This window comes from Belnapia sp. AC561 (genome assembly GCF_979252845.1).
Genome location: NZ_CEEDBP010000276.1, coordinates 1 through 262 on the forward strand (window position 1 = coordinate 1; position 262 = coordinate 262).

General features: G+C 64.1%; 1 protein-coding gene. It reads right to left on the bottom strand.

Annotated elements, in window-relative coordinates; all coding sequences use genetic code 11:
• Positions 1-262, bottom strand: a 262-nt coding sequence (locus AC0IW9_RS31075) for an autotransporter domain-containing protein (RefSeq protein WP_471652153.1), incomplete at both ends; no start/stop codon positions are given.

Genomic DNA, 262 nt, shown 5'->3' on the forward strand with positions numbered 1-262 from the left:
GCTGATACTGGGCAAAGCCGGTGGCCAGGTAGCTGCGCAGGTCGTAGTCGGAATCGGCGTCGCCGGCCTCCATGTCTTGCTGGTAAAAGCCGCCTGCCAGGCCAACGCGCCAGGCATCATTAAGTCGGTAGCTGCCGCCGACGTTCAGGTTGTAGCCATCGCCGTCGGCATCGCTTTCATAGACGTCATAGCTCTGCCGTTGCCCGCCAGCCGTGGCAAAGGACCGCCACTGGCCGACCGCTTGCCACGCCTGCCAATCGGC